Origin of the sequence: Streptomyces sp. SID3212, assembly GCF_009865405.1 — a bacterium.
In the GTDB taxonomy this organism is placed as follows: Bacteria; Actinomycetota; Actinomycetes; order Streptomycetales; family Streptomycetaceae; genus Streptomyces.
In genome coordinates this window covers 1-8,567 of sequence record NZ_WWJY01000750.1, presented here as the reverse complement: position 1 = coordinate 8,567, position 8,567 = coordinate 1, and the positions used below count along the sequence as shown (strand labels likewise).

Below are 8,567 nucleotides of genomic sequence, written 5' to 3'. Positions count from 1 at the left end.
GGCGTCTACCTGGACGGGGGGTACGGCGTCGGCAAGACCCACCTGCTGGCGTCCCTGTGGCACGCCACGCCCGCCGCGCCCGAGGTCAAGGCGTTCGGCACCTTCGTGGAGCTGACCAACCTGGTCGGCGCGCTGGGCTTCCAGCAGACGGTACGGACCCTCGGCGGCCACCGGCTGCTGTGCATCGACGAGTTCGAGCTGGACGACCCGGGCGACACCGTGCTCGTCTCGACGCTCCTGGGCAAGCTGGTCGACGCGGGGGTGGCCCTGGCCGCGACCTCGAACACGCTGCCCGGCAAGCTCGGTGAGGGACGGTTCGCCTCCGTCGACTTCCTGCGGGAGATCCAGGGGCTGGCGTCGCGCTTCCGGTCCCTGCGCATCGACGGCGACGACTACCGCCACCGGGGCCTGCCGGAGGCGCCGCCCCCGTACTCCGAGGAACAGGTCACCAAGACCGCGTACGCCACCGAGGGCGCGAGCCTCGACGACTTCCCCGCGCTGCTGGGGCACCTCGCCACGGTCCACCCCAGTCGCTACGGCGCGCTGACGGAGGGGCTGCGGGCGGTCTGCCTCACGGACGTACGGGCCGTGCCCGACCAGTCGACCGCGCTGCGGCTGGTCGTACTCGCCGACCGTTTGTACGACCGTGAGGTCCCCGTCCTCGCCTCCGGGCTGCCCTTCGACCGGCTGTTCAGTGACGACATGCTGAACGGCGGCTACCGGAAGAAGTACTTCCGGGCGATCTCGCGGCTGACGGCCCTGGCGCGGGACGCAAAACGTCTGGTGGCGCAGTAGGTTCGTCGGCGTGGGCCCGTCGCCGTGGCCGATCGGGCGGGACGCTCGCGCGACCCGCCGGCCGGGAAACGGCGACGGCACACACGGCTCCGTACAAACGATGATCCGCACGACGGACCATCAGCACGCAGATCATCAGCTCGACCGATAAGAAGGGTTCCATCATGGCCGCAACGCGTCTGGCACACACCGTCTGGGAGGGCAACCTCATCCAGGGCACGGGCCTCATCACCTTCGACTCCTCCGGCATCGCCGAGCAGCCGGTCTCCTGGGCCTCCCGCGCCGAGCAGGCGAACGGCAAGACGAGCCCGGAGGAACTGATCGCGGCCGCCCACTCCAGCTGCTTCTCGATGGCGCTCTCGAACGGGCTCAGCAAGGCCGGCACCCCGCCGACCAGGCTGACCACCCAGGCCGCCGTCACCCTCACCCCCGGCACGGGCATCACCGGCATCCACATCACGGTGGAGGGCGAGGTCGAGGGCGTGGACGAGGCGGCGTTCGTCGCCGCCGCCGAGGACGCGAAGGCGAACTGCCCGGTCAGCCAGGCGCTCACCGGCACGACGATCACCCTGGACGCCAAGCTCGTCTGACGGGCCTGCACACCGGGGCCGCCGTCCGGGCGGTCCCGGGCGGCTTCCGGTGGCTTCCGGGCGACTTCCGGGCAGCTGTCGAGCGGCTTCCGGTCGGCTTCCGGCCGTCCCACGCGACACACGAGGCTCTCGTGGCCCGCATGGTTCACGCGCCCCACGGCACGTGCTACACACATGCGGGTCACGTCTCCTGTCCGCCAGCAGGGAGTTGCCTCATGTCCGCGACACGACGTCAGATCCTCGCCCGCACCGGCGCCACCGTGGCCGGTATCGCCTTCACCGGAGCGGTGTCCGAACTCTTCACCGGTACGGCCGCGGCGGCCACCGCCACCCGCGAGTCCGCCCCGGGCCGCGCGGGATACGGCCCCCTCGTACCCGACCCGGACGGTCTGCTCGACCTCCCCGAAGGGTTCCGCTACACCGTCCTCTCCCGGGAGGGCGAACCGCTCCGCTCCGGCGAGGGCCTGGTCCCCGGGAACCACGACGGCATGGCCGCCTTCGCCGGCCACCGGGGCCGCGTCCATCTCGTACGGAACCACGAGAACCACGCCGACGCCCGCTTCCCGGTCCCGTCCGTCCCCGGCATCACCTACGACCCGATGGGCAGGGGCGGGTGTACGGCGATCGAGATGGACGGCCGGAACAACGTCCTCGGCGAACGGGTCGCCATCGCCGGTACGGCCGTCAACTGCGCGGGCGGGCCCACCCCCTGGGGCACCTGGCTGACCTGCGAGGAGACCGAGGCCAAAGCCGGGACCGACGGCTACACCAAGGACCACGGCTACATCTTCGAGGTGGACGGCGACGATCCGCGCCGCACCGGCGCCGTACCGCTCACCGCCATGGGCCGGTTCGCGCACGAGGCGATCGCCGTCGACCCGGACAGCGGGATCGTGTACGAGACGGAGGACGCGTTCGAGAAGCCGTTCGGGCTCTTCTACCGCTTCCTGCCCCGGAAGCCGCGTGGAGGAATCGGTTCTCTCCGGGCGGGCGGCGCGCTGGAGGCCATGCGCGTGCCGGGCGTGCCCGACCTGTCGGTCGTCCAGGAGGCGGGCGCGACCTTCGACCGCGTCGAATGGGTCCCCGTACCGGACCCGTCGGCGAAGGAGACCGGCATCCGCTTCCAGGACTTCGGACGCAAGGGCATCACCCACGCGCAGAAGCTGGAGGGCTGCTACTGGGGCGGCGGTGCGGTCTACTTCGTGTCCAGCTTCGCGCAGCGCGCGATCGGCTCGGCCGCCGACCACTTCGGGCAGGTGTGGAAGTACGAGCCGGAGCGCCGCCGGCTCACGCTCGTGATCGTGTTCGGCCCCGACACGGACGTCCAGCTGCCGGGCGAGTCCCCCGACAACATCTGTCTGGCGCCGAGCGGCGGGCTGATGGTGTGCGAGGACGGCGGGGGCGCGCAGCACGTCCTCGGGGTGACACGGCACGGCGAGGTGTACGCGATGGCGCGCGGCGCGCAGAACATCGGCACGCCGGAGGCGCCGGAGTGGGGCGAGTTCGCGGGGGTCACCTTCGCGCCGGACGGCGACACGATGTACGTGAACTGCTACAGGCCGGGGACGACCTTCGCGGTGACGGGGGCCTGGCGCTAGGGCGTGTCCGCGAAGTGGGGTCCGGTGGCCGGACGGGTCGGGGTACGGCCCGTCCGGCGGGCGGATTTTCCGGTCGCTCATGCCGCACCACCGAATTGACCAGTTGATCATATATTTTGCGTGAATGATCCGATACGTACCCCTGCGCGGCCTCCTCGGTGCCGCCTTCCTGAGCCTGAGCCTGACCCTGACCGGCTGCGGAAACGATTCTTCGGCGTCACCCGCCGAGCACCCGACCCCCGCCGCGCGGGCCCGGCACGCCGTCGCCCAGCAGCCGCCGACCGTCGCGCCAGGACCCGGCGGGCTGACCCCGGTCTTCCGGCGCGGCGGCCAGGCCGCCGGGCGGACCGTGGCGCTCACCTTCGACGCGGACATGACGGCGGATCAGGGGAAGCGGGCGGCCCAGGGCGAGCGGTTCGACAACCCCGCCCTGATCGCCCTCCTGCGCCGCCTCGACGTCCCGTCGACGATCTTCATGACGGGACGGTGGGCGGAGGAGTACCCGGCCCAGGCGCACGAGATCGGCAACGATCCGCTCTTCGAGATCGCCAACCACTCGTACAGCCACTACTCCTTCGCCGGCGACTGCCACGGGCTGCCGCGGCTGGACAGGAAGCAGATCGGCCCGGACGTGCGGCGGGCCTTCACCGTGTTCCGGTCGGTCGGCGCGCGCCAGGTCGTGCCGTACTTCCGCTTCCCCGGCGGCTGCTACGACGCGGCGGCGCTGCGCGCCCTGGCGCCGGTACGGGTGACGGCGGTGCAGTGGGACGTGGTGGGCGGCGACGCGTTCGCGACGGACGCGGACGCCGTCGCGCGGCAGGTGCTCGACGCGGTGAAGCCGGGCTCCCTGGTGGTGCTGCACTGCACGCGCAGCGCGGCGCCGGTGACGGAGGATGCCGTACGGCGGATCGTGCCGGAGCTGCGCGAGCGCGGGTACCGCCTGGTCAAGGTCTCGGACCTGATGAAGCACTGAACAAACGAAGCACGTCAGGTCAGGTCGGACCAGGCAGGTCAGGACGGATCGGTCAGCCCGAGCACGCCATCCGCTGGGCTTCCTGCCACTCGCAGACGGGGCAGAGCGTCGCGCCCTTGACCGTCTCGGGGTACTCGGTGGGCTTCCGGCACAGCACACAATCGGCGTACGTGATCTCCTGCGGGGTCGTCGCTTCCGCCGCAGGCGTTTCTCCGCCGACTCCCCTGACTCCCCTGACTCCTATGTCTGCCATGCCGTCCAGCGTACTCAGCGACACGGCCCGGCGGACCGGGGTGCGCGGGGAGAGGTCGGAACCGCCCCGCGCGGCACCCGGCCCCGTGTCAGCCGGCCGTCTTGGGGGGCGTGACCTCGCTCGGCCGTACGATCACGAAGCCCTCGCCCTGGAGCATCAGCTGGACGGCCTCGCCCGAGCCGCCCCGGATCATCGAACCGACCGACTGGGAGCGGTGCAGCGAGGTGTTGAGGTGCGCGCTCCAGCCGACCACCGCGTCCGTGTCCACGTACACCGGTGCCTGTGCGGTGACGGGGATCACGAGGGGGTTGCCGTCACAGATGACGGCGAGCTTGCCGTAACCGGTGAAGACGCTGTTGAAGAGGCCGCCACCGGTCATGCCGGCGCCCTTCACCGTCTTGATCTCGTACGACAGGGTCGGGTCGAAGCACAGCACGTTGCGGCCGTTGATCGTGAGCGCGTCGCCCTGCTCGATCTCGACGATGAAACAGTTCTCCGCCTCGTGCGCGAACCACGCCTCCCCCTGGCCGCGGACGGCCATCAGCGCCAGGCCCTCACCCGTGACGGCGCGCTTGAGCATGCCGCCTATGCCCTGGCCCTTGCGCTCGAACTGGAGGTTCCCGCGCCAGGCGATCATGGAACCCTGGCGGGCGTGCATCTCGCCGTTGACCGCGTACTTGATCGATTTGGCGTTCTGAAGCGTCATCCCGGGGACGGTCGCCTGCTGCGCCATGTGCTCTGTGCCGAACAGATCGCTCTTCATGGCGTGCATCGTCGCGCGGAGGCATCCATTCCGCCAACCGGCCCGCCGGGCAGGGCTGGCAGACTGGTCGCGTGAGCAGCGAGAGTGCCTTCGACGGCGAGACCGACAGCGCGACCGACACCCGGGCCGACACCCAGAACGACAATCCGTTCAGGAACGAGCCGACCGAGCGGGACGCCGCTCCGCAGTACGTCCTGCCCCTGGTGGTCCATATCGAGAAGGCCGCGCCCCCGGCCCGTACCGACGCGCTGGAAACGGCGGCGCGGGCGGTGCTCTTCATGCTCTCCGACGAGCGGTCGCTGGGGGAGGGCGAGGACGAGGGCGAGTGGGCGCGCGCCATGCGGGACTGGCAGGACGCGCGGATCCGCAAGGTGGTCAGGCGGGCGCGCGGCGCGGAGTGGCGGAAGGCGTCGGCGCTGCCGGGCCTGACGACCACGAGCGCGCACGCCGACGCTAACACCGGCACTGGCACCGAGGCCGTCCCGGTTCTCTCCCCCGCCGAGGTACGGGTCTTCCCGCCGATCCCCCTCGACGGCTGGCCCAAGGAGCTGGCCAAGCTCCAGGTCTCCGGCACCGACCTGGACGACCCCCACCCGCCGCCCGCGCCCGACCCCGCGCACCCGGTGCTGTGGCTGAACCCCGAGGTGGAGATGTCGGCGGGCAAGGCGATGGCCCAGGCCGGCCACGCCGCCCAACTCGCCTGGTGGGACCTGTCGGACACCGACCGCAAGGAGTGGCGCGAGGCCGGCTTCCCCCTCGCCGTCCGCACCGCCGGGCCGGACCGGTGGGCCCGGCTCGTCACCAGCGGGCTGCCGGCCGTCCTGGATGCCGGATTCACGGAGATCGCGCCCGGTTCCCGCACCGTGATCGCTGATCATCCGGCGCTGAGGGGCTGAACGCCCCGCCCCCCGATTACGTACCTCCCGGTACCGCCACGTAGGTTGAACGGCCCCGTCGGTCGGCGGTTCATTCAGCGGTGCACACATCGGCTCGGGAGGCAGCACATTGTTGCGACGCATCAACGGTACGGCGCTCATCATCGCGGCACTGGTCGCCACGGTCGGGGCGCTGGCCTTCCCCGTCTGGTCGTACGCCGAACGTTCAGGTACGGGCCAGGCCAACCTCAACGCGTCGAGCGTGTCGACCCAGTGGGGGCCACTCTCGGCGACCGACCGTGACTTCCTGGTACGGGTGCGGCTGGCCGGGCTGTGGGAGCTGCCGGCCGGCCAGCAAGCCATCGAACGTGCGCCCAGCCAGGCGATCAAGGAGTGCGGTGACCACCTGGTGGTCGGTCACGCGGACCTCGACAAGCGGGCCCGTGACGTGGCGGCGAAGCTCGGTGTGGAGCTGCCCAACCAGCCCAACGAGCAGCAGCAGGGCTGGCTCAGGGAGCTGTCGGCCGCGACCGGCAGGGACTACGAGATCAAGTTCGCCAATCTGCTGCGCGCCGCGCACGGAAAGGTCTTCTCGCTGGTCGCGCAGGTCAGGAACAGCACGCGGAACACGCTGATACGACAGCTCGCCAGCGACGCCAACCAGACGGTCCTGGACCACATCACGATGCTGGAGGCCACCGGCCTGGTCGACTTCGACGCCATCGCCAACCAGGCGGCGGGCGCGGCGACGGCCAGCCCCACGGGACCGCCGCCGCCGGACGGCAACCTCCCGCCGTCGCCGTCGGCCGTGGTGCCGACCGGGGACGACCAGTCCTTCACGTCCCGGCCCTCGACGGGACCCGGCGCGCCGACGGCGATCAACACCAACCGTCCGGCGCCGGAGAGCGGGGAGAGCCCGTGAGAAGGGTGGGGCAGCCGTAGCCGGTGGGCCGTGCCCCTGGCCCCGGAACCTCAAATCAACCTCTGAACGTCCCCCTTCGCGGGTTCGCCGTCGTCCGGCGGGGCCATTACTCCTGCACCGCAACTGGTCGCGGGAGTGCGGAGGGGGATTTTCATGAACGGCAACGGCAACGGCACACCGGGCAAGGGCAACGGCACACCACAGCTGGGGATGGGGATCGGCTGGCGTCCAGAGATCGCGGACGCGATCGAGGGGCTGTCGGGCGTCGACTGGGTCGAGGCGGTCGCGGAGAACATCTGCCCGGGGCATCTGCCCGACGCGTTGGTCCGGCTCAGGAAACGCGGGGTCACCGTCGTTCCGCACGGGGTCTCCCTCGGCCTGGGCGGCGCGGACCGGCCCGACGTACAGCGGCTGGCGGACCTCGCGGCCCGCGCCGAGGCGCTGGGCGCCCCGCTGGTCACGGAACACATCGCGTTCGTACGGGCCGGCGGGGCGCTCACGGCGTCGCCGGTGCTGGAGGCCGGCCACCTGCTGCCGGTGCCGCGCACGTGGGACGCGCTGCGGGTGCTGTGCGAGAACGTACGGATCGCCCAGGACGCGCTGCCCGTGCCGCTCGCCGTCGAGAACATCGCGGCGCTGATCTCCTGGCCGGACGAGGAGCTGAGCGAGGGGCAGTTCCTCGCGGAGCTGGTGGAGCGTACGGGGGTACGGCTCCTCATCGACGTCGCCAACCTGCACACGAACCACGTGAACCGGGGCGAGGACCCGGTCAAGGCGCTGGACGAACTGCCCGTCGAGGCCATCGCGTACGTCCACGTCGCGGGCGGCCTGGAGCGGGACGGCGTCTGGCACGACACCCACGCCCACCCGGTGACCAGGCCGGTCCTCGACATCCTGGCGGAACTGCGCGCCCGCGTCTCTCCGCCCGGCGTACTCCTGGAACGCGACGACGACTTCCCGCCGGCGGCGGAACTGGCGGGTGAACTGACGGCGATCAGGGAGACGATCACGGCGGGGCCGGCCACGGCCGGCGGTGACCGGCGGCCCGTCGGGGCCGGGGCCTACGCGCCGAAGACGCCCGCCCAGGGCGACGCGCGGCGCGACGTGCCCGAGACCCCGCGCCCCGTCGAAACCGCCGGGGACGGCGTGCGGGCGCGGATCGCTCTGGAGCAGGTTGCCCTGTTGTCGTCGCTCGTCGCGGGTACGCCCGCGCCCGAGGGGTTCGACGCGCGGCGGCTGGGGGTGCAGAGCCGGGCCCTCGCCGCCAAGCGGGCCGGGGTGGTCGCCAAGATCGCTCCGGAGCTGCCGGAGATCCTCGGTGCGGGCTACCGGGCCGCGTTCCTCGCGTACGCGCAGATACGGCCGATGCGCGGCGGCTACCGCCGCGACGCGCTCGACTTCGCCGAGCACCTGCTGATCGGCGGACGGCCCGAGGACGCCGCCGCCCGGCGGCGGCTGACGCTCTGGTGGGAGGACCGCGCCGCCCCGCGTCCGCCGCGCCGCGCGACCCGTCTGGTCCGCGCCGCCACCCGCGCCGTTCTCGTGAGGAAGTGAATGACCATGACCGTTCTTCCCGTGGTGATCGCACTCGCGGTCGCCGTCTCCTCCGTCCTGCTGATCAGCGGCGTGGTCCGCCTCCGTGGACGCGGCACACCCGCCCCCGTCCACGACGTCCTGGAAGGCGCCTTCCTCGCCGGGGGCCCCGGCCGGGTCGTGGACGCCGTGATCGCCGGGATGCAGGCCGACGGCCGGCTGACCGTCGGCGGCCCCGGCATCGTCGCGCTGCGCCCGGCCGACG

At 72.0% G+C, this 8,567-nt stretch carries 10 protein-coding genes; 8 read left to right on the top strand and 2 right to left on the bottom strand.

Going from position 1 to position 8,567, the window contains the following annotated elements; translation table 11 throughout:
• The 4 genes from zapE to GT042_RS22615 form a co-directional block, all read left to right on the top strand.
• A partial coding sequence (gene zapE, locus GT042_RS22630) for a cell division protein ZapE (RefSeq protein ID WP_161310560.1) occupies nucleotides 1-795 on the top strand: 795 nt, incomplete at its 5' end.
• 164 nt (nucleotides 796-959) lie between these two features.
• On the top strand, nucleotides 960-1,385 hold the full coding sequence (locus tag GT042_RS22625) for an OsmC family peroxiredoxin (RefSeq protein ID WP_161310559.1): 426 nt from the start codon (nucleotides 960-962) through the stop codon (nucleotides 1,383-1,385).
• A gap of 215 nt (nucleotides 1,386-1,600) precedes the next feature.
• Complete coding sequence (locus tag GT042_RS22620) at nucleotides 1,601-2,983, top strand: alkaline phosphatase PhoX (RefSeq protein WP_161310558.1); 1,383 nt, start codon at nucleotides 1,601-1,603, stop codon at nucleotides 2,981-2,983.
• Between the two features lie 124 nt (nucleotides 2,984-3,107).
• Nucleotides 3,108-3,956, top strand: a complete 849-nt coding sequence (locus GT042_RS22615; RefSeq protein ID WP_161310557.1) for a polysaccharide deacetylase family protein — start codon at nucleotides 3,108-3,110, stop codon at nucleotides 3,954-3,956.
• A 52-nt stretch (nucleotides 3,957-4,008) separates the two neighbouring features.
• Here GT042_RS22615 and GT042_RS22610 read toward each other — a convergent pair whose 3' ends face one another.
• Nucleotides 4,009-4,209, bottom strand: coding sequence for a hypothetical protein (locus GT042_RS22610; protein WP_161310556.1), 201 nt, complete (start codon nucleotides 4,207-4,209; stop codon nucleotides 4,009-4,011).
• An 88-nt stretch (nucleotides 4,210-4,297) separates the two neighbouring features.
• Entirely contained in the window at nucleotides 4,298-4,972 is a 675-nt protein-coding gene (locus tag GT042_RS22605) for an AIM24 family protein (protein WP_161310555.1), read from the bottom strand.
• A 71-nt stretch (nucleotides 4,973-5,043) separates the two neighbouring features.
• On the opposite strand from GT042_RS22605, the gene GT042_RS22600 reads away from it, so the two are divergent.
• The 4 genes from GT042_RS22600 to GT042_RS22585 form a co-directional block, all read left to right on the top strand.
• The gene (locus tag GT042_RS22600) at nucleotides 5,044-5,868 is read left to right on the top strand and encodes a peptidyl-tRNA hydrolase (protein WP_161310554.1); all 825 of its coding nucleotides are present in this window, start codon (nucleotides 5,044-5,046) and stop codon (nucleotides 5,866-5,868) included.
• A gap of 112 nt (nucleotides 5,869-5,980) precedes the next feature.
• On the top strand, nucleotides 5,981-6,769 hold the full coding sequence (locus GT042_RS22595) for a DUF4142 domain-containing protein (protein WP_202533478.1): 789 nt from the start codon (nucleotides 5,981-5,983) through the stop codon (nucleotides 6,767-6,769).
• Between the two features lie 153 nt (nucleotides 6,770-6,922).
• Entirely contained in the window at nucleotides 6,923-8,323 is a 1,401-nt protein-coding gene (locus tag GT042_RS22590; protein WP_161310552.1) for a DUF692 domain-containing protein, read from the top strand.
• Nucleotides 8,324-8,329: 6 nt separating this feature from the next.
• A partial coding sequence (locus GT042_RS22585; RefSeq protein ID WP_202533476.1) for a TIGR04222 domain-containing membrane protein occupies nucleotides 8,330-8,567 on the top strand: 238 nt, incomplete at its 3' end.